At 62.1% G+C, this 23728-nt stretch carries 18 protein-coding genes; 12 read left to right on the top strand and 6 right to left on the bottom strand.

Features of this window, described 5'->3' with window-relative positions; all coding sequences use genetic code 11:
* The first annotated feature begins 204 nt into the window (after positions 1–204).
* The 3 genes from F2982_RS06145 to folD all read left to right on the top strand — a co-directional run bounded on the left by F2982_RS06145 (position 205) and on the right by folD (position 3924).
* Entirely contained in the window at positions 205–1044 is an 840-nt protein-coding gene (locus F2982_RS06145) for a WecB/TagA/CpsF family glycosyltransferase (protein WP_199626193.1), read from the top strand.
* Between the two features lie 114 nt (positions 1045–1158).
* A complete protein-coding gene (locus F2982_RS06140; RefSeq protein WP_203429575.1) occupies positions 1159–2889 on the top strand; it encodes a succinoglycan biosynthesis protein exop in 1731 nt (576 codons plus the stop codon).
* 135 nt (positions 2890–3024) lie between these two features.
* Complete coding sequence (gene folD / locus F2982_RS06135; protein ID WP_203429574.1) at positions 3025–3924, top strand: bifunctional methylenetetrahydrofolate dehydrogenase/methenyltetrahydrofolate cyclohydrolase FolD; 900 nt, start codon at positions 3025–3027, stop codon at positions 3922–3924.
* Here the strand turns inward: folD and F2982_RS06130 are convergent, their stop codons facing one another.
* Positions 3925–4950, bottom strand: a complete 1026-nt coding sequence (locus F2982_RS06130; protein ID WP_203429573.1) for a substrate-binding domain-containing protein — start codon at positions 4948–4950, stop codon at positions 3925–3927.
* Between the two features lie 284 nt (positions 4951–5234).
* Here F2982_RS06130 and F2982_RS06125 point away from each other — a divergent pair, with 284 nt between their 5' ends.
* From F2982_RS06125 to F2982_RS06100, 6 genes are all read left to right on the top strand, one after another.
* The gene (locus F2982_RS06125; RefSeq protein WP_112713232.1) at positions 5235–6596 is read left to right on the top strand and encodes an ABC transporter substrate-binding protein; all 1362 of its coding nucleotides are present in this window, start codon (positions 5235–5237) and stop codon (positions 6594–6596) included.
* A 163-nt stretch (positions 6597–6759) separates the two neighbouring features.
* Positions 6760–7773, top strand: coding sequence for a sugar ABC transporter permease (locus F2982_RS06120; RefSeq protein ID WP_130279045.1), 1014 nt, complete (start codon positions 6760–6762; stop codon positions 7771–7773).
* Between the two features lies 1 nt (position 7774).
* Positions 7775–8938 carry a carbohydrate ABC transporter permease gene (locus tag F2982_RS06115; RefSeq protein ID WP_112713228.1) on the top strand — a complete coding sequence of 388 codons (1164 nt, stop codon included), beginning with the start codon at positions 7775–7777 and terminating at the stop codon, positions 8936–8938.
* A gap of 35 nt (positions 8939–8973) precedes the next feature.
* Entirely contained in the window at positions 8974–10626 is a 1653-nt protein-coding gene (locus tag F2982_RS06110) for an alpha-glucosidase (RefSeq protein ID WP_130279043.1), read from the top strand.
* Positions 10627–10646: 20 nt separating this feature from the next.
* Positions 10647–11735: a sn-glycerol-3-phosphate ABC transporter ATP-binding protein UgpC gene (gene ugpC / locus F2982_RS06105; protein ID WP_112713224.1), complete on the top strand. Its 1089-nt coding sequence runs from the start codon at positions 10647–10649 to the stop codon at positions 11733–11735.
* Between the two features lie 175 nt (positions 11736–11910).
* The gene (locus F2982_RS06100) at positions 11911–12264 is read left to right on the top strand and encodes a hypothetical protein (protein WP_112713222.1); all 354 of its coding nucleotides are present in this window, start codon (positions 11911–11913) and stop codon (positions 12262–12264) included.
* A gap of 56 nt (positions 12265–12320) precedes the next feature.
* Here the strand turns inward: F2982_RS06100 and edd are convergent, their stop codons facing one another.
* The 5 genes from edd to F2982_RS06075 form a co-directional block, all read right to left on the bottom strand.
* Positions 12321–14141, bottom strand: coding sequence for a phosphogluconate dehydratase (edd, locus tag F2982_RS06095; protein ID WP_203429572.1), 1821 nt, complete (start codon positions 14139–14141; stop codon positions 12321–12323).
* A gap of 65 nt (positions 14142–14206) precedes the next feature.
* The gene (gene pgl / locus F2982_RS06090) at positions 14207–14905 is read right to left on the bottom strand and encodes a 6-phosphogluconolactonase (RefSeq protein ID WP_203429571.1); all 699 of its coding nucleotides are present in this window, start codon (positions 14903–14905) and stop codon (positions 14207–14209) included.
* Positions 14906–14916: 11 nt separating this feature from the next.
* Positions 14917–16392 (bottom strand): glucose-6-phosphate dehydrogenase, encoded by a 1476-nt coding sequence (zwf, locus tag F2982_RS06085; RefSeq protein ID WP_199626196.1) that lies wholly within the window; start codon positions 16390–16392, stop codon positions 14917–14919.
* 135 nt (positions 16393–16527) lie between these two features.
* Positions 16528–17826, bottom strand: a complete 1299-nt coding sequence (locus tag F2982_RS06080) for an FAD-binding oxidoreductase (RefSeq protein WP_203429570.1) — start codon at positions 17824–17826, stop codon at positions 16528–16530.
* Between the two features lie 13 nt (positions 17827–17839).
* Positions 17840–19276: a glutamine synthetase family protein gene (locus F2982_RS06075; protein WP_112713212.1), complete on the bottom strand. Its 1437-nt coding sequence runs from the start codon at positions 19274–19276 to the stop codon at positions 17840–17842.
* 174 nt (positions 19277–19450) lie between these two features.
* Here F2982_RS06075 and F2982_RS06070 point away from each other — a divergent pair, with 174 nt between their 5' ends.
* The 3 genes from F2982_RS06070 to F2982_RS06060 all read left to right on the top strand — a co-directional run bounded on the left by F2982_RS06070 (position 19451) and on the right by F2982_RS06060 (position 23694).
* Positions 19451–20584, top strand: coding sequence for an NAD(P)/FAD-dependent oxidoreductase (locus F2982_RS06070; RefSeq protein ID WP_246777542.1), 1134 nt, complete (start codon positions 19451–19453; stop codon positions 20582–20584).
* A gap of 152 nt (positions 20585–20736) precedes the next feature.
* The gene (locus F2982_RS06065; protein WP_199626200.1) at positions 20737–20880 is read left to right on the top strand and encodes a hypothetical protein; all 144 of its coding nucleotides are present in this window, start codon (positions 20737–20739) and stop codon (positions 20878–20880) included.
* Positions 20881–21165: 285 nt separating this feature from the next.
* Positions 21166–23694 carry a HAMP domain-containing methyl-accepting chemotaxis protein gene (locus F2982_RS06060; RefSeq protein WP_203429568.1) on the top strand — a complete coding sequence of 843 codons (2529 nt, stop codon included), beginning with the start codon at positions 21166–21168 and terminating at the stop codon, positions 23692–23694.
* Positions 23695–23728 lie beyond the last annotated feature (34 nt).

Here is a 23728-nt window from a genome sequence, read left to right as displayed (position 1 = left end):
GTTCCCGCAATGCGACGGGTTTTCCTAAAGGTTGTTTGAAATTGAGCTGATATACCCTTGGTTCAGGCCAGTCATGGCTCTGCATCCGGGATAGCGGCTGCAGGCTCTGCCAGCCACGCTCCCCGCCATCACCGGCAGGAGTGCCGTCTGTCGCTTGTTTTCCGGGATGCTCGGCGCATGAAGCACCCCCTGCAGGAGGTTGGGATGAATCTGATCGCGAATTTCGCGGTTATGGCCTCGCGCCGCACGATTTTCGACGTGCCGGTCTGCGATCTCGGATGGGACGACGCGCTCGTCTTCATCAATGAGCTGGCGTCACTGCCGGTCGGCCAGACGGTCATCTCCTTCGTCAATGCCCACAACATGCTGATGACGCTGCGCGATCCGGAGTATCGCGACATCCTCGAACAGAACCTGGTCCTGCCCGATGGTATCGGCCTCAACATCGCCTCGCAGGTGTCGCATGGCGGTCCGTTCCCGGCCAACCTCAACGGCACGGATTTCGTCCCCGCACTTCTGACCTTCATGGAAACGCCGCGCCGCGTCGGCCTGATCGGCGGCAAGCGCGCCGTCGTCGAGCGCGCTGCGGCGAATTTCGCCAAGCATGCGCCGTGGCACGAATTCGTCGTCATTTCCGATGGTTATTTCGACAAGGACAATCCCGTCGATGTCATCGCCGAGCTCGACGCCCAGAAGGTCGACATGCTGATCATCGGCATGGGCACGCCGCTGCAGGAAAAGTGGGCGCATCGCCATGTCCGCCCGGAGCATGCCCGTCTCGTGCTGACGGTCGGCGCGCTCTTCGATTTCGTCTCGGGCGAGATCCCGCGCGCGCCGGAAACGGTGCGCATGATGCGGCTCGAATGGGCCTACCGATTGGTCCAGGAGCCGTCCCGCCTCTGGCGCCGTTATGTCGTCGGCATTCCGGTCTTCCTGTTTCATGTTCTGCAATACCGGTTCAGCCGGCGCGAGCGGATGTTGAAACTCGATGGTGATCGCGGCAATTCTCTGCCGCCGCAGAAGCGCAGCGGCACGCATCAATAGCGGCCTCCTGAACCGTTCATTAACCATTTCTTTGCCATGATTGTTTAGGCTTGATTAATACTCGCTGAGCCGCGGGTAATGGCCGGACCATCACGTGCGTGAGAAGTGGCATCCATGTATGACAATAAGGCATTGAACGGCAGACGGACAGGCGCCCCGCTCGGCGCGCGGGAAGCATCGCGCGGCGATCATGCGCCTGCGGTTCGTCCCTCCGAAGCCGAATTGCTGCGTGTCATCGAAAAGGCGCTCGAAGAGCAACGCCAGGCGCGGGCGAGGGCAGAGGCTCCGCTGGCAAGCCGTATCGAAGCCATTCTCGCTCCGCAGTTCGTGCCCGCCAATGACGCGCCATCGCAGCCGGCGAAAGCAGAAAAGCCCCCGGTCCAGCCTGCCGCCGTCCCGCAGCTGCCGGAACCGGTATTCGTCCCCGCCAATACCAATGACATCCCCGCAGCCGTCGATGACGAGCCGCTCCATCTTCCCTTGAAGCCGATTGCGTTTGCGCTTGTTGGCCTGATGCTCGGCGCGGCCTTTCCGCTCATGATGCCGCAGGCGCCCGTCCGCTATGCCGCCGCCACCGTGCTGCATGTCGGCGGCGATACGGCGACCCGTCCGGCGCTGACGCAGGCGGCCGCGAAGAAGCTGGTCTCCGCCCCGATGATCGCCACGGCCGTGGCGTCGCTGAAGCTCGACCGCGATCCTGAATTCGCTGGCGAGAAGCCCAACGCCGTCGGTATCGCCCTCGATCTTTTGTCCGGCAACGGGGCGGCAGCAGACGCCGCGTCCCGCGCCGAGGCGTCTCTGGCAGCAGCCGTCGAAGCCGTGCCGGATGGCGGCACCGGGCTCGTCAGGCTCAATGTCTCCACCGCAAGCGCCGAGAAATCCCGCCAGATCGCCGCGCGCCTGTCAGGCATGCTGCTCGCGTCGCCGGCAGGCAGCGCTGCCGGATCGGACGGCACGTTGAAGAAGGCCTATGAGCAGGCCCGCGCCGAACTTGACGCCTTCACGGCCAAGACCGGTGAAGGCAACGTCAAGGTTGCCATCGACCTTCAGCAGCGGATCAACCAGCTGGATGCCGATCTCAAGGTTGCCGAACAGCGTATTACCCTCTCGAAGGAGCGCGCCGATCGCCTGAAGGCGGCCAAACCGGCCGATGTCGTCGATGGCGTGCTGCCCACCGATATGATGTCGCCAGTGCTGCTGGACGCGCGTGACAGATATGCCGCCGAGAAGGCAACGCTTTCGCAGCTCTCGATCGATCTCGGCCCGCGTCACCCGAAGCTTCTTGCCCAGCAGGGGATCGTCGATGGTCTCCGCGACAAGCTCTCCCGCGAACTCTCGGTGCAGGCGAAAGACGCCGCCGTCGACGCCAAATCCGCCGTCGACGCACGCCGCAAGCTCAGCGACGAACGCAACGGCCTGATCGCCCAGAGCCGCGATACCGGCGTCGATCTCGCCAAGCTGACCGAATTGCGCGACAAGGCGGATGCAGCCAAGTCGCGGCTCGATACGACCCTGCCTCAGGCTGGCATGGGCGACGGCAATATCTCCATGCAGGCTGCTCCGCAGGTCTTCGCGATCGCGACCGGCTACAGCACGCCCCTTCGCTCCGCGATCGGCGGCGGCATCGGCCTGATCCTCGGTCTTGCCGCCTCGATGCTGTCAGGCCTGTTTCGCAAGCGACAGGAAGACCCGCTCGATCTCCTGGATATCCCGGTGATCGTCGAGCCGCCCGCCGTCCAGCAGCCGGAGCCCGAGCCGGAGCAGCCGGACGATCTCACGGCGCTGCGGGCCGAACTGGCAGAGTTGCGCAGCCGCTTCCAGAGCTATGCGGCAACTGGCCGCTAACCGCGATTTCTCCTCACGCGGCGGCATCATTGCCCTTGCATTTGCCGCTTTTAAACAGGATAGGGCGTTCTGAGGCAAACGGCGTGGCGGGCGAAGGCCTAGCTTCGCACGCGATGGCACAGGCGGGAGAGACGCGTGACGACAGTGATCGATGGCAAGCAGGTAGCCGCTTCGGTGATCGAAACCGTGAAGGCGGCGACGGCATCGCTCGAAAAGCAGAGCGGCGTGAAGGCGGGTCTTGCAGTGGTGATCGTCGGCGATGATCCGGCAAGCCATGCCTATGTCAATTCCAAGAGCAAGATGGCGAAGGAATGCGGCTTCAAGTCTGTGCAGTACACGCTGCCGGCCGCAACGAAGCAGGAAGAGCTTGCCGCTCTCGTCGCATCGCTGAACGATGACGCCTCGATCCACGGCATTCTCGTGCAGCTGCCGCTGCCGAAGCCGCTGAACAGCGAGCCGATCATCCAGTCGATCCTGCCGGAAAAGGATGTCGACGGCCTGCACGTTGTCAACGCCGGCAAGCTCGCCACCGGCGATCTCGAAACCGGTCTCGTCTCCTGCACGCCGGCCGGCGCCATGGTCTTCGTTCGCCGCACGCATGGTGAAGACCTCTCCGGTCTGAACGCCGTCGTGATCGGCCGCTCGAACCTCTTCGGAAAGCCGATGGCGCAGCTGCTGCTGAACGCCAATGCAACCGTCACCATCGCGCACTCGCGCACCAAGGATCTGCCGGCCGTCTGCCGCAATGCCGATATTCTGGTTGCAGCCGTCGGCCGTCCCGAGATGGTCAAGGCCGATTGGGTGAAGCCCGGCGCAACCGTCATCGATGTCGGCATCAACCGCGTCCCGGCACCGGAAAAGGGTGAGGGCAAGACCCGCCTCGTCGGCGACGTCGCCTTTGCGGAAGCTGAACAGGTCGCCTCGGTCATCACCCCGGTTCCGGGTGGCGTCGGCCCGATGACGATCGCCATGCTGATGGCCAATACCGTGATTGCCGCTCACCGCACCGCCGGCCAGAAGCCGCCGCAGTTCTGATCAGCTGCGCGGGGCAGGGCCTGTCGATCCCCTGACGATCAGTTCCGCCTTCCAGAGCTCCTGCTCGGGGAAGGCGGCAGTCTGCTTGACCGTTCCGATCAGGCGCTGCGCGATGCGGGCGCCCGCGGCGCGCAGCGACGAGCGCGTCGTCGTCAGCGGCACCGAGAAATTCTCAGGCTTCAGAAGCGGCAGCACGTCGTCATGGGCGATCAGCGAGATGTCTTCGCCGAGCTTCAGTCCCGCCTGGTTTACGGCGCGGATGGCGCCGAGCGCCAGCACCGTACTTGAACAGAGGATCGCCGTCGGCCGCTCCGGCAACTGCAGGAACTGTTCCATCGCCACCATCCCCTGTTCGTCCGTCATCAGCGAATGGCTCATGCAGTCCTCGCTGAGATGCAGCCCGCGCTCGCCAAGTGCCGCCTCGACGCCTTCTCTCCGCCGGATCGCGAAATCCAGATGCGCCGGGCCGTTCATCAGCCCGAAGCGCGTATGCCCGAGCTGCAGCAGGAGCTTCGTCGCATCGTAGAAGGCGGCTTCGTTGTCGATGTCGAGATAGGGATAGTCGGGCTCCGTTCCATGCGACCGGCCATGGACGACAAAGGGCGTCGAAAGCGATTTCAGCATCGCAAGCCGGGGATCGTGGCCGCGCATATAGGCGACGAACAGCGCATCCACATTGCCGCTGATCGCCAGCCGCCGCAGCGCGCCGACCTCGTCATCGGGGTCCGATGGCATGATCACGAAATGAAAGTCGTGACGCAGCGCTTCCTCGCCTAGCCCCGCCAGGAATTCGCCGAAATGCACGTCGGACTGATGGCCGGGAGCGGTCGGCATGACGAGGCCGATCGAGCCGGCCTTGCCGGTCGCCAGACGCTGGGCCGCCTTGTTCGGGCGATAGCCGGTTTCCTTGACAGCCTGGAGCACACGCTCGCGCGTCGCCTCATTGACTTCGGGGTAGCCATTGAGGGCGCGGCTGATGGTCGTTTGGGAAAGACCGAGCAATTCCGATAGCTGTTTGAGATTCACGTGCTATGCTTCCTCCGCCGGTTTCTGCACGCAACGGTTTCTCCCGGACCGTTCAAAGCGCTTTTAAATTATGTAGCATTTGGTCCGCTTGACTCAAGAAAAATCGCTCCATATTCCCGTGTAAGCGTTGCTGCAACGCGAAATTTGCCAGTGTTTGCGCGGTATTCGCGAATTAGCTTGACTCCGTTCGGAGGAAAGTGGAATGACTTTGTTGTCAAAGCGCTTTGAAAGGCTCCGGTGAGAGGCTGAAAGTGCGGTTGGGATTGTGATGGGAGGTTGATCACATGAAAAAGATTTTTCTGATGGGCGTCGCTGCGGCGGCGCTTTTTGCAGGTAGCGTCTCTGCTGCCGATCTCAAGTTTCCTCCGGGGCAGGACGCCAAGTTCAACTGGAAGAGCTACGACGAATTCAAGGCATCGCATGCCGACCTCAAGGGTCAGCCGCTGACGATCTTCGGACCGTGGCGCGGCGAAGATGAAGCCTTCTTCCGCAGCATTCTTGCTTATTTCACCGAAGCGACCGGCATCGAAGCCACCTACTCGTCCTCGGAAAACTACGAGCAGCAGATCGTCATCGACACCCAGGCCGGTTCGCCGCCGAACGTCGCGATCCTGCCGCAACCGGGCCTTCTTGCTGACCTCGCCAGCAAGGGCTTCCTGACGCCGCTCGGCGACGATACCTCGAAGTGGGTCAAGGACAACTACGGCGCCGGCGACAGCTGGGTCGGCTACGGCACCTACAAGGGCAAGGACGGCAAGGAAGGCTTCTACGCATTCCCTTACAAGGCCGACGTGAAGTCGCTGGTCTGGTATGTGCCTGAAAACTTCAAGGAAGCGGGCTACAAGGTCCCGACGACCATGGAAGAGCTCTTCGCGCTCACCGATCAGATCGTCAAGGACGGCGGCGTTCCGTGGTGCATCGGTCTCGGTTCTGGCGGCGCGACCGGCTGGCCGGCGACCGACTGGATCGAAGACATCATGCTGCGCACGCAGAAGCCTGACGTCTACGACAAGTGGACGACGAACGAAGTGAAGTTCACCGATCCGGCCGTCGTTGCTGCGATCGAGGAATTCGGCAAGTTCGCCAAGAACGAGAAGTATGTCGATGGCGGCGTTGCAGCCGTGGCTTCGACCGACTTCCGCGACAGCCCGAAGGGCCTCTTCGCCGTTCCGCCGAAGTGCTACCTGCATCATCAGGCCTCGTTCATCCCGTCCTTCTTCCCGGAAGGCACGAAGCTCGGCCAGGACGCCGACTTCTTCTACATGCCGACCTATGCCTCGCATGCCGATCTCGGCAAGCCGGTTCTCGGTGCAGGCACGCTGGTCTCTATCGCCAAGGACTCGAAGACGGCCCGCGCCTTCGTCGACTTCCTGAAGACCCCGATCGCTCATGAAGTCTGGATGGCTCAGTCGAGCTTCCTGACGCCTTACAAGGGTGTCAGCACCGCGGCTTACGCCAACGAGCAGATGAAGCGCGAAGGCGAAATCCTGACCACTGCCACGACCTTCCGCTTCGACGGTTCGGACCTGATGCCGGGCAAGATCGGCGCCGGCGCCTTCTGGACCGGCATGGTCGATTTCGTCGGCGGCAAGTCTGCCGAAGATACCGGCAAGGAAATCCAGGCTGCCTGGGACGCCATCAAGTAATCATCGTTGTCAGATGCCGCGGCTCGGCCGCGGCATCGCTGCATGCAGGGCCGGATCCTCAAAGGGGTTCGGCCGGCGCCAGCACTGTGGTCAAACGCGTAGAGAAGTTGACGCAGGCCGGCGTAAGCCCTTCAGATAGACAGGGGTAGCAGGGGAGGGACGAATGCTATCGCAGATAGTTTCCGCTTTGGGCGTGGTGGTCGTGGCGGTTTTCGCCTGCTCGGCCTACTTTTATTTCTCGAACAAGATCTTGGATCTGGCGCTGCCGGTGAAGGATGGCGACATCCGCGCCGCATCGCGCAATCTCAATCGCCGCGGCTTGATCCGCCCCTGGCTGTTCATCGGCCCGGCGCTGCTTCTGCTCGTCGTCTATCTCGTCTATCCCGTCGTCGCGACGCTGATCCTGTCGTTCTATGATCGCTCGGGCGTCAATTTCGTCGGCTTCGCCAACTATCAGTGGGCGCTGGGCGATCGCGAATTCCGCCAGTCGATCTTCAACAACATCCTCTGGCTTGCCGTCGTACCCGCCGCCTGCACCTTCTTCGGGCTCGTCATCGCCGTGATGACCGACCGCATCTGGTGGGGCAATATCGCCAAGAGCATCGTCTTCATGCCGATGGCGATTTCCTTCGTCGGCGCCTCCGTCATCTGGAAGTTCATCTACGAATATCGCGGCGGCAACGACGTCCAGATCGGCCTGCTGAACGCTATCGTCCAGCTCTTCGGCGGCACGCCCGAAGTCTGGATCTCGGTTCCCTTCTGGAACAATTTCTTCCTGATGGTCATCCTCATCTGGATCCAGACCGGCTTCGCCATGGTCATCCTCTCGGCTGCCCTTCGCGGCATTCCCGAGGAGACGATCGAGGCCGCCGTTATCGACGGTGCCAATGGCTGGCAGATCTTCTGGCGCATCATGGTGCCGCAGGTCTGGGGCACGATCGCCGTCGTCTGGACGACCATCACCATTCTCGTCCTCAAGGTCTTCGACATCGTTCTGACGATGACCAACGGCCAGTGGCAGACCATGGTGCTCGCCAACCTGATGTTCGACTGGATGTTCCGCGGAGGCGGGGATTCCGGCCGAAGCGCCGTCATCGCGCTGATCATCATGCTGGCCGTGACGCCGATCATGGTCTGGAACGTCCGCCGCGCCAACCGCGAACTCGGAGGCCACTGAGATGACTGCGACTGCAAGCTTCTTCAAGATCGGCCCCGCCCGTCTGTTCGTTCACGCCTGCGTTCTCCTGATCGTAATCATCTGGCTGATCCCGACGCTCGGCATCTTCGTCAGCGCGCTGCGCGACAAGGACCAGATCGTCGTCTCCGGCTGGTGGACCTCCTTTGCCGGCTCGACCCGCACGGTCGCCGCCCGCGTCGGCGGCGTCGACCAGCAGAAACAGGAAGGCGCGACCTATGTGATCGCGGGCAACCTGTTGCAGGGCCAGGAAGGTCATTCGCTGACCGCCTTCGGCACCCGCGTCCAGCAGCCCTCCGCCTACAAGGCCGGCGAAACCGCCGATCTCGGCGAGGGCCTGTCGCTGCAGGTCAATGCCGATGGTAGCTACCGCTATTCCAAGCCGGCTGCCTTTACCGATGATGATGCCGGCCGCCGCGTCTATGTCGCGGTCTCGACGCCGCCGGAATTCACCCTCGACAATTACCGCACCGTTTTGACGGGCGAGGGGATCGGCCAGTCCTTCATCAACTCGCTGACGGTGACCATCCCGGCAACGATCATCCCGATCCTGATTGCGGCTTTCGCGGCCTATGCGCTGAGCTGGATGGAATTCCCCGGCCGCGCGCTGCTGATCGCGCTCGTCGTCGGCCTCATCGTCGTGCCGCTGCAGATGTCGCTGATCCCGCTTCTGCGGCTCTACAATCAGGTCGGCATGCTGCTCGACGCGCCGTCCAAGACCTATCCCGGCATCTGGCTGGCGCATACCGCCTTCGGTATGCCGCTCGCCATCTATCTGCTCCGCGCCTATATCGCGGGGCTGCCGAAGGAGATCATCGAGTCCGCCCGCGTCGATGGCGCCAGCGATTTCGAGATTTTCGTGAAAATCGTTTTGCCCTTGTCCTTCCCCGCGCTCGCGTCCTTCGCGATCTTCCAGTTCCTGTGGGTGTGGAACGACCTGCTCGTCGCCATGGTCTTCCTCGGCACCGACAGGCAACACCTCGTGCTTACAGGTGCGCTCAATGCGCTCCTCGGTTCGCGCGGCGGCAACTGGGAAATCCTGACGGCCTCGGCCTTCGTCACCATCATCGTGCCGCTCTGCGTCTTCTTCGCGCTGCAACGGTATCTGGTGCGCGGCCTGCTGGCGGGCTCGGTCAAGGGCGGTTGATCAATCCCAAGACCTGACTTCGCATAGGAAAGCACATGAGCGTGGCATCTCAACCCCAACTGGCTGACGACAAGGACTGGTGGCGTGGCGCGGTGATCTATCAGATCTATCCGCGCTCCTACCAGGACTCCAACGGCGACGGCATCGGCGACCTCAAGGGCATCACCGCCCGGTTGCCGCATGTCGCAAGCCTCGGCGCCGACGCCATCTGGATCTCGCCCTTCTTCACATCGCCGATGCGCGACTTCGGTTACGACGTGTCGGATTACGAGAATGTCGATGCGATCTTCGGCACGCTCGTCGATTTCGACACGCTGATCGCCGAGGCCCATCGCCTCGGCATCAAGGTCATGATCGATCTGGTCATCTCGCACTCGTCGGACCAGCATCCCTGGTTCGTCGAGAGCAGATCGAGCCGCACCAATGCCAAGGCCGACTGGTATGTCTGGGCGGATGCGAAGCCGGATGGCACGCCGCCGAACAACTGGCTGTCGATCTTCGGCGGCTCCGCATGGGCGTGGGATCCGACGCGCATGCAGTATTACATGCACAACTTCCTGACCTCGCAGCCGGACATGAACCTTCATAATCCGGAGGTGCAGAACCGCCTGCTCGATGTCGTGCGCTTCTGGCTGAAGCGCGGCGTCGATGGCTTCCGCCTGGATACGATCAACTTCTACTTCCACGACAAGCAGTTGCGCGACAACCCGGCGCTGGCGCCTGAGCGCCGCAACGCTTCCACTGCGCCGGCCGTGAACCCCTATAATTTCCAGGAGCATATCTACGACAAGAACCGCCCTGAAAATCTCGAGTTCCTGAAGCGCTTCCGCGCCGTGCTCGAAGAGTTTCCGGCGATCGCCGCCGTCGGCGAAGTCGGCGACAGCCAGCGCGGCCTGGAGATCGTCGGCGAATATACGTCCGGAAACGACAAGATGCATATGTGCTATGCCTTCGAGTTCCTGGCGCCCGATCCGCTGTCGCCCGACCGCGTCGAAGAGGTGATGAAGGATTTCGGCCGTGCGGCGCCCGATGGCTGGGCCTGCTGGGCCTTCTCCAACCATGACGTCATGCGCCATGTCAGCCGCTGGGGCTCGCTGGTATCCGATCACGATGCCTTCGCCAAGCAATATGCCTCGCTGTTGATGACGCTGCGCGGTTCTGTCTGCCTCTATCAGGGCGAAGAACTCGGGCTGACCGAAGCCGACCTCGCCTATCAGGATCTGCAGGATCCCTACGGCATCCAGTTCTGGCCGGAATTCAAGGGTCGCGACGGCTGCCGGACGCCGATGGTCTGGGATAGCCAGGTCGCTCAGGGCGGTTTCTCCACGGTCAAGCCGTGGCTGCCGGTTCCGGTCGAGCACATCCTGCGCGCCGTCAGCGTTCAGCAGGGCGACGAGAACTCGGTGCTGGAGCACTACCGCCGCTTCCTCGCCTTCCGCAAGCAGTTCCCGGCCTTTGCCAAGGGCGAGATCGCCTTTGCCGATCCGCAGGGTGACGCGCTGATCTTTATGCGCGAGTATGGAAACGAGAAGCTGCTTTGCGTTTTCAATATGGGCGCTGCCGAAACCGCCGTGGCGCTGCCCGAGGGCAACTGGCAGGCGTTGACGGGTCACGGCTTCACCAGCAATAACTACGGTGGGAAGATCGATATTCCGGCGTGGGGCGCATATTTCGCCCGGCTCGCCTAAGAAATCAGAGGGAGGCACTGATGACAGGACTGTCGCTTAAGGAAATTCGCAAGTCATACGGTTCCGTGGACGTGCTCCACGGCATCGACCTTGAGATCAATCAGGGCGAGTTCATCGTTTTCGTCGGTCCTTCCGGCTGCGGCAAGTCTACGCTGCTGCGCATGATTGCCGGCCTCGAAAATATCACCGGCGGCGACATGTATATCGACGGCCAGCACGTCAATGACGTGCCGCCGTCGAAGCGCGGCATTGCCATGGTCTTCCAGTCCTACGCGCTCTACCCGCACATGACTGTCTTCGATAATATGGCCTTTGGCATGAAGATCGCCGGTGAGAGCAAGCAGGAGATCGACCGCCGCGTACGTGCCGCCGCCGAAAGCCTGCAGCTCACCAAATATCTCGACCGCCTCCCGAAGGCGCTCTCCGGCGGTCAGCGCCAGCGCGTCGCCATCGGCCGTGCCATCTGCCGCAACCCGAAGGTCTTCCTCTTCGACGAACCGCTGTCGAACCTCGACGCGGCCCTTCGCGTCGCAACCCGTATCGAGATCGCCCGTCTGAACGAGCAGATGGCCGATACGACGATGATCTACGTCACCCACGACCAGGTCGAGGCGATGACGCTGGCGGACCGCATCGTCGTTCTCTCAGCTGGCCATATCGAACAGGTCGGCGCCCCGCTCGAACTCTACGAGCGTCCGGCAAACCTCTTCGTCGCCAAGTTCATCGGCTCGCCGGCCATGAATATTATCCCGGCTGTCGTTGCCGAGGCCGGTAGCGCCACGACGGTGACGCTCACCGGCGGCAAGTCGGTCACGCTCGATATCGCAACGGCGGCATCGGAGAAGGGCAAGTCGGCAAGCTTCGGCGTGCGCCCCGAGGATTTGATTATCGCCTCGGGCGACGACTACCTGTTCGAGGGCGAAGTCTCGATCGTCGAAGCGCTCGGCGAAGTGACGCTGCTTTATATCGAAGGCCTCGTTCAGGGCGAACCGATCATCGTCAAGCTGCCCGGCACCATCGACATCAAGAAGGGTCAGAAGATGCGGTTCTCAGCCGATCGCCAGAAGCTGCATCTCTTCGATGCCGAAGGCCGCACCTATCGCCGCTGAGGATGTCGCGGCCAAATTTGGGGGCTTTGAAAACAAGCCCCCAAACGTGTCTCTGCAATACCTTCTGTTAAGTCCCGGCTGCTAGCATTCCCCCATTGTATTGAGTGGGGTTACGGTCTTGGGTATTGCCAATCCATCGCCATCTGGGCATTTTTTGAATAAGGAAGAATCCTTCATGTACGACCGCGAACAGCGGTTCAAAATGGAGGACACGATGAACGCGGCGCGTCTCGAATATACCGAGAAGGGCGTCATGCACATGGCCTCGCGCCGTTGCGATATCATCCGCATCTCGATGAGCTCGGCTGTTCTTGCTATCCTGACGCAGTTCAATCTGCCGAAGCAGTTCTATCTCGACATTCCGGATGCGCGCATCACCAAGGTCGGCTGCATGCTGATGCGGGTGAATGCCAACAACACGGTCGAAGTCCGCTTCCTGCGCCTGCTGACGCAGAAGGAGCTGAACAAGATCTTCGTCTACAGCACGCATCCCGCTCATCGCGACTACGTCCTCGACGTTCGCGGCTGATCGGCTGCAAGGCACGAAAGAAAAAGCCCGCGATCGTCTCGCGGGCTTTTTTCGTTTCAGTGGAAGAGGACGCTCGCCCCGTGGTCGGAAGCACCGACCGCCCGGCGGAAGGGCGCGAAGAGCTCGCGGCCCATGCCGTATTCGTTTTCGGAGAGATCGGCCGTCACCGGCTCGCGCTCGGCCATGGTCGCGGCGTCGACGAGCACTTCCAGCGTGCCGCGGATCGCGTCGAGGCGGATGATGTCGCCATCCTTGATGCGCGCGATCGGGCCGCCCTCGACAGCCTCGGGGGTGACGTGGATGGCGGCCGGAACCTTGCCCGACGCGCCGGACATGCGCCCGTCGGTCAGCAGCGCCACGCGGAAGCCGCGGTCCTGCAGCACGCCGAGCGGCGGCGTCAGCTTGTGCAGCTCAGGCATGCCGTTTGCCTTCGGACCCTGGAAGCGCACGACGGCGACGAAATCGCGGTTGAGCTTGCCTTCCTTGAAGGCGTCTTGCAGTTCCTGCTGGCTGTGGAAGACGATCGCCGGTGCCTCGATGATGTGGCGCTCCGGCTTGACGGCGGAGATCTTGATGACCGCCTTGCCGAGATTGCCGCGCAGCATCTTCAGGCCGCCATTCGCCTGGAACGGCGTCTCGATGCTGGCGAGCACCTTCGGATCGTGGCTCTTCTCGGGGGAGGGCTCGCGCACGACAGTGTTGTTCTCGCCGAGCCGGGCGTCGATCGTATAGGCCTCGAGACCCTGACCGGCGACGGTGCGCACGTCGTCATGCAGCATGCCCTGCTTCAGCAGCTCCTTGATCAGGAAGCCCATGCCACCTGCCGCATGGAAGTGGTTCACGTCGGCAAGACCATTCGGATAGACGCGGGCCAGCAGCGGGATCTCTTCGGACAGCTCGGCGATATCCTGCCAGGTCAGCTGGATACCAGCCGCACGCGCCATCGCCACGAGATGCAGCGTATGGTTCGTCGAGCCACCCGTCGCATGCAGGCCGACGACGCCGTTGACGACAGAGCGTTCGTCGATCATCTCGCCGGCTGGCGTGAACTCGTTGCCGAGCGCGGTGATCGCCAACGCCCGCTTGGCGGCCTCGCGGGTCAGCGCTTCGCGCAGCGGCGTGCCGGGATTGATGAAGGACGAACCCGGCAGATGGAAGCCCATGATTTCCATCAGCATCTGGTTGGAATTGGCGGTGCCGTAGAAGGTGCAGGTGCCTGGGCCATGATAGGACTTGGATTCAGCTTCCAGCAGCTCGGCGCGGCCGACCTTGCCTTCGGCATAGAGCTGGCGCACGCGCGACTTCTCGTCGTTCGGCAAGCCCGTCGTCATCGGGCCTGCGGGCACGAAGATCGACGGCAGGTGACCGAAGGAGAGGGCGGCGATGACCAGGCCCGGAACGATCTTGTCGCAAACGCCGAGGAACAGCGCCGCATCGAACATGTTGTGCGACAGGCCGACGCCCGCCGACATGGCGATCAGGTCGCGCGAGAAGAGCGAGAGCTCCATGCCCGGCTGTCCCTGGGTAACACCATCGCACATGGCAGGCACGCCGCCCGCGACCTGGGCGATACCGCCGGCTTCGGCCGCTGCTTCGCGAATGATCGCCGGATAGGTCTCGAACGGCTGGTGGGCCGAGAGCATGTCGTTATAGGCGGTGATGATGCCGAGGTTCGGAACGCGGTCGCCGGCGAGCGCATCCTTTTCGGCGGGGGAACAGACCGCAAAGCCATGCGCAAGGTTGGCGCAGCCGAGGATGGACCGGACGGCACCCTTCGATGCCGCGCCGCGCAGGCGCTCCAGATATCGCTCGCGCGTCGGTTTTGATCTCTCGACAATGCGGGACGTGATCGCAGAAATGCGTGCGTTAGCGGACATGGGAGTTATCCTGCCTTGGTTGCTGTTCAAATTGTATGTTCGCGGCTCGGCCCGAAGGCTTGGTGTTACGGAGCCCAGTAGATATCGACAGGCGTTGCCGCCCGCCGCAGCACGGCCCGGATCGGCATGTCTGCCTCGTCTCCGGCGCCTTCAGCCTTCGTCAGCACGTCCTTCTTGCCCTGGCCTTCGATATGAAGCACCAGGAGCTTGGCGTCCTGAAGGCTGGAGAAAGTGAAGGTCAGGCGCGGTTCGCCCGCATCCTGCGCTTCCATGGTGATGATGCCGCGCGGCGTCTTCGGATCCAGCGCAACGGCCAGGTTGTTGCCGCCCGGGAAGAACGAGGCGGTATGACCGTCGCCGCCCATGCCGAGGATAACGATATCGAACGGGTTGCCGATCGATGCCGTCTCCGCGGCGGCAAGCTTCGCGGCCGTTTCCGCGGAGCCCGTGTCGTGGAAGAGCGGCAGAAACCGCGCCGCTTTTGCCTTGTTCTGCAGCAGGTTGCTGGCAACCAGCAGATGGTTGGAGCGGTCGCTGGTCGCAGGCACGAAACGCTCGTCGACGAGCGTGATCGTCACCTTCGGCCAGTCGAGGTCCCGCGTCGAAAGCGCCTGGAAGAAGGCCTTCGGCGTGGAGCCGCCGGAAACGGCGATAGTGGCCGTTCCCTTCGCTGCGATCGCCTTGGAAAGCGTGTCCGCTACCTTGTCTGCAAGGTTGGCGGCCAGTTCCGCGGCATTGGCAAAAGCATGCATGGTCGCTGCCATCGCTGTTGATCCTAGATGTTGTCGTGCCAGGTGCGGCCGTCGCGCTCGATCAGCGCGATAGCCTGGCTCGGGCCCCAGGTGCCTGCGGTGTAACCTTGAACCAGCTGGCCGGTGGATTCCCAGCCCTTCAGGATCGGGTCAACCCAGTCCCATGCCGCCTCGACTTCGTCGCGGCGCATGAACAGCGTCTGGTTGGAGCGGATGACGTCCATCAGCAGGCGCTCGTAGGCATCCGGGTTACGGACATGGAACGCTTCCGCAAAGCTCATGTCGAGCGAAACGTTGCGCAGGCGCATGCCGCCCGGACCCGGGTCCTTGATCATCAGCGACTGCTTGACGCCTTCGTCCGGCTGCAGGCGGATGATCAGCTGGTTCTGGCTGATGCGGCCGGCAGACTGGTCGAAGACCGAGTGCGGGATCGACTTGAAGGTGATGACGATTTCCGACATGCGGCCGGCAAGACGCTTGCCGGTGCGGATGAAGAAGGGAACGCCTGCCCAACGCCAGTTGTTGATCTCGGCCTTGATGGCGACGAAGGTTTCGGTATTGGAAACGCCGCCTTCGAGCTCTTCGAGATAGCCCTTGACCGGACCGGTGCCGGAAGCGCCGGCGCGGTACTGGCCGCGAACGGTGAACTGCTCGACATTCGATGCGTCGATCGGCTTCAGGGCGCGCAGCACCTTGAGCTTTTCGTCGCGGACGGCTTCGGAATCCATCGAGGAGGGAACTTCCATCGCCGTCAGGCAGAGCAGCTGCAGGATGTGGTTCTGCACCATGTCGCGCAGCGCGCCAGCCGTGTCGTAGTAGCCGGCACGGCCTTCGAGGCCGACGGCTTCAGCGACGGTGATCTGCACGTGGTCGATATAGTTGGCGTTCCACAGCGGCTCGTAGAGGGCGTTGGCAAAGCGCAGCGCCATCAGGTTCTGCACGGTTTCCTTGCCGAGATAGTGGTCGATGCGGAAGATCTGCTCTTCCTTGAAGACCTTGCCGATCGTGTCGTTCAGCTGCAGGGCGGAAGCGAGGTCGCGGCCGATCGGCTTCTCGACGACGATGCGCGTCGACTTGGTGATCAGCTTGTGCTCGTGGATCTTCTGCGAGATGTCGCCGAAAATGCCCGGGGCAACGGCGAGATAGAAGGCGCGAACGCGATCCTTGCCGTCGTCGAGCAGCTTCTTCAGCTTGTCCCAGCCGCCGTCGGAGCGGGCGTCGACCGATACATAGTGCAGGCGCTTGCAGAACTTCTCGACTTCGGCCTCGTCATACTCGCCCTTCTTCAGGTGCTCCTTGAGAGCTTCCTGGGCGAATTTGCGGTATTCCTCGTCGGTCAGCGGGCTGCGCGAAGCGCCGATGATGCGGGTCGGCTCGGTGAACTGGCCCTCGATCTGGCGGTGATAGAGCGCCGGCAAAAGCTTGCGCTCGGCGAGATCGCCACTGCCGCCGAAGACGACATAGTCAAAGGGTTCAACGGGAATGATTTGGCTGCTCATGAGCTTTTCTCTCAATCAGTCTGGTTGGCGGCCGTTTTAATCTAATCGATTTAAAAAAGCCAGTGTGCGATGCAATGAATCTCTCGGGTCCCGGTTTTAAAGCGAATTGACCCGAGAGGAAATCCCGCAATCGCCCTAAAACTTGTCGCGCAGCGCGAACCAGGACAAGGCTAGAAACAGCAGTGGGGCACGCATGGCCGCACCGCCTGGAAAAGCCGGGATATCGAGCGCCTTGAAGAGATCGAGATCGGCGGATTTTCCAAGCACTGTTTCTGCATAAAGTTTGCCGCAGTAATTTGACAGCATGACGCCGTGGCCGGAATAACCGCCGATCGATGTGACATTTGGCATCACTTCGCGCACGAACGGCTGCCGCGGCATCGTGATCCCGACGGAGCCGCCCCAGGCATGGGTGATCTCGACATCCTTGAGAGCCGGATAGATCTCGGTGATCTGCCTGCGGATATGCTCGGTGATGTCGCGCGGATTGTCCGACGTATAGGCCTCGCGTCCGCCAAACAGCAGCCGCCCGTCTTTCGACTTGCGGAAGTAGCGCACCACGAAGCGGGAGTCGGCCACAGCCTCCCCGCCCGGCAGCACGGCCGGGAAATCCTTCAGCGGCGCGGTGGCGCCGATGAAGGAGCGGATCGGCATCACGTGGCTCGCCGTCACCGGTTCCAGGTTGCCGATATAGCCGTTGCAGGCAATCAGCGCCTTGTCCGCGGTGATCGTCCCTTTCGGCGTATCGATCCTCACCTTGCCGCCGTCGTTGCGAACAGCAGTTGCCGGCGTCATCTCGAAGATCTGGGCGCCCGCGTTGGCCGCTACCCGGGCAAGCCCGATCAGCAGCTTCAGCGGGTGGATATGCCCGGTGCCGGTGTCGCGCACGCCGCAGTGATAACGCTTCGAACCCAGCCGTTCCTGCGTCTCCTGCCTGTCCATGAACTGGACATGCGGATAGCCGTAGCGTGAGGCAGCGATCTCGGCGTTTTCGATATAGGAGCGCTTGTAGCTCTCCTTGTGAGCGACGTTGATCTGTCCGGGCATGAACTCGATGTCGATCTGGTGTTCGCTGGCGAAATCGAGGAGGTGCTTCTTTGCCCCTTCCGCCAGATCGAACAGCGCCCTGGAGCGCTCGTAGCCGATCTTCTCTTCGAGTTCTTCCGGCCACCAGCGCTGGCCGGTACCGAGCTGGCCGCCATTGCGGCCGGATGCGCCGTCGCCGAAGCGGTTGGCGTCGATCAATACGACCGAGACGCCCGCCTTGGCGAGATTGTACGCCGCCTGCAGCCCTGTATAGCCGCCGCCGACAACGGCGACGTCACATGTCTTCGATCCGTCAAGTTCCGGATAGGTCGCCCGCTCGCCCGCCGTCGCCTGATACCAGGAAACGCCGGGCGCGATGGGGCTCTGCCAGTCTTGCTTCACAGCCATGAGGAACGCCTCCTCACACGTTGAGCAACAGGAACTCACGCTCCCAAGGGCTAATCACTTCCATGAAGGTCTCGAACTCGCCGCGCTTGACGCCGGCATAGAGGCCGATGAACTCCTCGCCGAACACTTCTTCGAAGGCCGGCTCGTCTTCCATCAGCGCGATCGCTTCCAGCAGGCCGCGCGGCAGGTCGATCGACCCCTCGTTGGCAGAATCCTCGGTCGGCGCGGTCGGCTCGATCTGCTTGGTGATCCCGAGCAGGCCAGATGCCAGCGATGCGGCGAGCGCCAGATACGGATTGGCATCCGAGCTCGGCAACCGGTTCTCGACGCGCCGCGCCTGCGGATCCGAAACCGGAACGCGGAAGGCGGTCGTGCGGTTGTCGTAGCCCCAGGCGTTGTTGACAGGGCAGGACATGTTAGGTGCCAGGCGGCGGTAGGAATTCACGTAAGGCGCCAGCATCGCCAGCGCGCTCGGCACGTATTTTTGCATGCCGCCGATGAAGTGGAAGAACTCCTTGGAGGGCGAACCGTCCGGATTGGAGAAGATGTTCTTGCCCGTGCCTTCATGCACCACCGACTGGTGGATATGCATCGCCGAACCCGGCTGGCCCTGCATCGGCTTGGCCATGAAGGTGGCGTAGATGCCGTGCTTCAGCGCTGCCTCGCGGATCGTGCGCTTGAACATGAAAACCTGGTCGGCAAGTTCGATCGGATTGCCGTGGCGCAGGTTGATTTCCAGCTGCGCCGGGCCCTCTTCATGGATCAGCGTGTCGATCTCGAGACCCTGCTTTTCCGAGAAGTGATAGATGTCGTCGATCAGTTCGTCGAACTCGTTGATCCCGGCGATCGAATAGCCCTGACCACCGAGGATCGAACGGCCGGAGCGGCCTTTCGGCGGATGCAGCGGATAGTCCGGGTCGTCATTGGTGGCGACCAGATAGAACTCGATTTCAGGCGCGACGACCGGCTTCCAGCCGCGGGCGCTGTAGAGCCCCATGATGCGCTTCAGCACGTTGCGCGGAGTATAGGATACCTCGGCGCCGTCGGAATTGACGATATCGCAGATCACCTGCGCCGTCGGATCGGTTTCCCACGGCACCACCGATAGTGTCGAAAGGTCGGGCACCAGCTTCAGGTCGCTGTCGCGCGGCTCGTAGCGGAAGCTTTCGGTCTCCTCGGGATAGGCGCCGGAGATCGTGTGGCGGTAGATCGCCGAAGGCAGCGCGAGCGAGGTGTTGGAGGTGAATTTCGATGTCGGCATCATCTTGCCGCGCGGAACACCGGCAAGGTCGGGGGTGATGCATTCGATGTCTTCGATGCCGCGTGCCCGTAGCCACTGTGCCGCTTCCTTCCAATTCGCTACGCCGCGCGACGACCCAGGGTCAGGGGGAGTCTTGATGGTGGGGCGGACGTTCTTGGCAGGCTTAAGCGTCGTCTTTTTTGGAGACATGACACACCGGTTACGTTGATCGGAAGGCCATCATAACCAGAGTTTGGCAATTGGCGAGGGGGGTAGAGACGTTGACTTTCGCCATTTGATAGAAAAAGAAGACGCCGTTCAGAGAAGGATCGGGGCGTGGCAGAAAAAAGCGATGTGATCGTCATCGGCGCGGGCGCCGCCGGCATGATGTGCGCCATTCGCGCCGGTCAGCGCGGCCGCTCCGTGCTCGTCCTCGATCACGCCAAAAGCCCTGGCGAGAAGATCCGCATCTCCGGCGGCGGCCGCTGCAACTTCACCAATATCCATGCCGGCCCGAAGAATTTCCTCTCTGCCAATCCGCATTTCTGCAAGTCGGCGCTCGCCCGCTTCACCCCCGCCGATTTCGTTGCCATGGTCGATCGCCACAAGATCGCCTGGCACGAGAAGACCCTCGGTCAGCTGTTCTGTGACGACAGCGCCAAGGACATCATCCATATGCTGCTCGACGAGATGCGGTCGGCCGGTGCCGAATGGCAGCTGCGCACCGAGATTGCCGGCATCGAGAAGACCGATGGCGGCTTTCGCGTCAGCACATCGGAAGGCGCCTACGATTGCGCCTCGCTTGTCATCGCCACCGGCGGCAAGTCGATCCCGAAGATGGGCGCCACCGGCTTTGCCTATCGCATCGCCGAGCAGTTCGGTCTCGCCATGACCGAAACCCGCCCGGGCCTCGTGCCGCTGACGCTCGATCCCGTCCTGCTTGAAGCGATCGCACCGCTCTCGGGTATCGCCGCCCCGGCAGAAATCCGTCACGGCAAGACGGCATTCCGGGAAGCGCTGCTTTTCACCCATCGCGGCCTCAGCGGTCCGGCCATCCTGCAGATTTCGTCTTACTGGCGCGAAGGCGAGGGGATTACCGTCGATATCGAACCCGATGTCGATCTGCTCCAGCATCTGAAGAGAGCCAAACAGACGAACGGCCGCCAGTCGGCGCAGACGGCGCTGGCGGAAATCCTGCCGAAGCGGCTGGCGCAGTATCTGACCGAGCGCGAAGGCATCTCCGGCAACATGGCCGACCTCTCCGACAAGGCGCTCTCAAGGCTTGCCGATGCCGCGCAGAACTGGTCCGTCAAGCCGTCCGGCTCCGAAGGATACCGCACGGCGGAAGTCACGCTCGGCGGCATCGATACATCAGCGCTGGACTCGAAGACGATGGAAGCCAAGACGGTTGCGGGCCTCTATTTCATCGGCGAATGCGTCGATGTCACAGGCTGGCTCGGCGGCTATAACTTCCAGTGGGCTTGGGCCTCGGGCTTTGCGGCAGGTGAATCCTTATAGGGTCGAATCCGGGCAAATAGATTCAAGACTTCTTAAGCCGGGTGCGCCATCGTGTCCCAATGGCAACGATGGAACAAGCTTCCCATTTAAAGCTTTACCGCACAGCCATTTTGATGGATTGTTACAGTATTGAGAAAAGTGAGGTCCTTTACATGAATAGGAACACACGCCGCGCCCGCGCCATCGCAATCGCCCAGGCAAAGCCTGACACCAAGCTTGCGACGCTCCGCTTTCTCATGTTGGCCACCGGTGCAACTGCCGCGATTATCGCACTTCTGATCGCCCACACGATCTGACCATTCCCGCAATTGTCATATAAATAGCGGTTAGCCCTTTCGTGCCAGCCGCTTACGGGCGGCCATAAGTACGATTTCAAACGATTTGGCTTATCCGAATATTAATATCTCTTCTGTCACACTTGCTGAAACTATGGGCATCCCGTTCGCGCGGCGATGACTTGGCAATGACTGCCGCCTGAGCCCTCGGGTTTCCCATTATCCAGAAAAGTCAGCTCGATGCACTCGGCCGGCGCCGCAACAGCAGCCGGTGGGAGGAGTGGTGTATGGAAGGCCGGTATAGCCATGTTCATTGATAAGATCCTGTCGCGCTTCAAGATCAAGACGAAGGTCCTGATCTTCGTTCTGCCTTTCGTCGTCGCTATTTCGGCGGTCGGCCTCACCGGCCTTTATGCCTCCGGCATGCTGCAAGGGCGCATGGAAATTTCGAACAGCATCCTGCAGTCGCTGAGCGGCTTCAAGGATCTCTACGGCTCCATGGATGACTTCCTGCAGAACACCAACGAGCAGGCTCGCGATAAGCTCTACGCGGATATCAAGACGCAGGGCGAAACTCTGAACGCCACCCTGTCTCAGATCGGCGAGAATGGCGGCCGCGACAATCTGCAGGCTGCGATAGACGGCACCAGCGCCATTTCAGGCACCGTCGGCAAGCTGTGGACGCTGCATGACCAGGAAGTCGCGCTGCGCAAGCAGATCGACGACGCCCAGAAGGTGATGATCACCAACCGCTTCAATGTCAGCTATGATGCGCGCCAGCTCGAAGAGAGCGTGCGCACCGACGAGGGCAATGCGACTGCGACGCTGCGCGCCGCCGACCGTCTGCTCAAGGGCGGCGACACGCTGGCGACCGCGATGAACGATTTCAACAAGGCGCAGCTTCCTGCCGACAAGCTGAAGGTCGTGACGACGGCGCTGCCGACGATCATCAAGGCGCAGCGGATGATCGAAATCTCGGTTCCGCAGAATCAGAAGAGCATGACGCAGTCGATGGCCCAGACCATCAGCGATCTGAAGACGCAGGCCGCCGCACTCGATGCTGGCACCGATGATGGCGTCGCCAATCTCGGCCGTCTCGTTTCCCGATTCCGCCAGATGTCCACCTACACGCAGCTGACGGCAACGCAGATGATGCGCGAAGCCACGACCACCTTCGTCCAGCTCGACAGCCGCATCGCCCAGACCAATTCGGTTCTGGAAGACACCCGCCGTCTCGAGACCTCGATCTATTCGCTCCAGCTCGTTCTGGCCGATTTCAGCGCCAAGCCGAGCAAGGAAAACCGCGTTCGCCTGAACCAGGAAATCGCGACCCTCAACACCATGCTGAACACCCTGCAGGCCAGCGCCAAGGGCATGGATTTCGCCAGCGACATCATCGCTGCAATCAATCCGGCACTGGTCTCGATGGACAAGGACGCACAGAGCCTCGTTGACGTCATCAACCAGCGCGTTGCCGACTATGCCGCTGCCCGCCAGGAGCTCGATAGTGTCTGGGGTCAGCTGACGAGCTTCGCCGAACTGCAGAAGCAGACGGCCGGCGCCGAGCGCGATCAGGCCAACAGCATCTCCGTCGGCACCACCGGCCTCGGCATCCTGGTCTCGATCATCGGCGGTATCGCCCTGGTTCTGACCCTGCAGCGCCCGATCGGCCAGATCACCGCCGCAATGCGCCGCATCGCAGACGGCGCGCTCGACACCAGCATTTCCGGTGAGCAGCGCTTCGACGAAATCGGCGACATGGCCCGTGCACTGGGCATCTTCAAGGAAAACGCAATCTCCAAGATCCGTATCGAGGAGCAGAGCGACGAGGAGCGTCAGGCCGCCGAACACGAGCGCCAGCGCAACGATGCCGAAAAGCGCGAGATGGACCGCCAGATCGAATTCGCGGTCAACGAGCTCGCTGCCGGTCTTGAGCGCATGTCGCAGGGCGATATCTCCACGACTATCGACACGCCGTTCATCGGCCGCCTCGAGCAGCTGCGTGAAGACTTCAACGGCTCGATGCTCCGCCTCCAGGCGACCATGAGCCAGATCCGCGATAACGTGCAGATGATCCAGGGCAACGGCAACCAGATGGCCCAGTCGGCCGAGGATCTCGCCAAGCGTACGGAACAGCAGGCCGCTTCGCTCGAAGAAACCGCTGCGGCCGTCGACGAGATCACCGTCACCGTCCGTTCGTCTGCCGAACGCGCCAAGGATGCCGACCAGATCGTTCGCCAGGCCAAGCGCAGCGCCGATGACTCGGCGACCGTCGTCGGCAAGGCGATCGACGCCATGGGCCGCATCGAGGATGCGTCGCGCCAGATCGAGCAGATCATCGGCGTGATCGACGAGATCGCCTTCCAGACCAACCTGCTCGCCCTCAACGCCGGTATCGAAGCCGCGCGTGCCGGTGAAGCGGGCAAGGGCTTTGCCGTCGTCGCCATGGAAGTCCGTGAACTCGCCCAGCGCTCCGCCGCTGCCGCGCAGGAGATCAAGGGCCTGATCAACAAGTCGACCACCGAAGTCAGCTCCGGTTCGCAGTCCGTCCAGGAAACCGGCACGGTGCTCGCGAAGATCAGCGCCCAGATCGTCACCATCAGCCAGCATGTCGAGATGATCGCCCGCGCCAGCCACGATCAGTCGGGCGCCCTGCAGGAAGTCAACTCAACTGTCAACTCGATGGACCAGATGACCCAGCAGAACGCCGCGATGGTGGAAGAAACGACCGCCGCCAGCCGCGAGCTTGCCTCGCAGGCAGACAGCCTGTTGGCCCTCGTACAGCAGTTCAAGATCGACGGCGAAACGCACGCGACCTACTATCGCGCCGCCTGAGATCAGCGAAAATTCAGACTATGAGAACGGCGCC

Origin of the sequence: Rhizobium sp. BG4 (genome assembly GCF_016864575.1) — a bacterium.
Classification (GTDB): domain Bacteria; phylum Pseudomonadota; class Alphaproteobacteria; order Rhizobiales; family Rhizobiaceae; genus Rhizobium.
The sequence above is the reverse complement of the archived record's forward strand: the minus strand, read 5'-3'. Positions and strand labels throughout refer to the sequence as shown.